Origin of the sequence: Shigella sp. FC1967 (genome assembly GCF_001743005.1) — a bacterium.
Classification (GTDB): domain Bacteria; phylum Pseudomonadota; class Gammaproteobacteria; order Enterobacterales; family Enterobacteriaceae; genus Proteus.
In genome coordinates this window covers 1-340 of record NZ_MIIZ01001463.1, presented here as the reverse complement: position 1 = coordinate 340, position 340 = coordinate 1, and the positions used below count along the sequence as shown (strand labels likewise).

1 pseudogene is annotated in these 340 nt (G+C 43.5%); it reads left to right on the top strand.

Features of this window, described 5'->3' with window-relative positions:
- Positions 1–340, top strand: a pseudogene (locus BHE89_RS22980) (3'-5' exonuclease); the annotation flags it as partial.

Genomic DNA, 340 nt, shown 5'->3' with positions numbered 1-340 from the left:
CAACGGTTCTTAGAGTTAATTGAGACGTTGGCTTCTGAAACCGCAGACATGCCACTACATGTACAAACAGACCGAATTATTCGTGATTCAGGTTTAAAAGCGATGTATGAGCAGGAAAAAAGGTGAAAAAGCGCAAGCCCGTATTGAAAACTTAGAAGAACTGGTCACGGCGACTCGCCAATTTAGCTATCAAGATGAAGACGAAGATTTAATGCCATTACAAGCGTTTCTTTCGCATGCCGCATTAGAATCAGGCGAAAGCCAGGCGGATGCGTATCAAGATGCCGTACAGTTAATGACGCTTCATTCGGCTAAAGGGCTCGAATTTTCACAAGTCTTT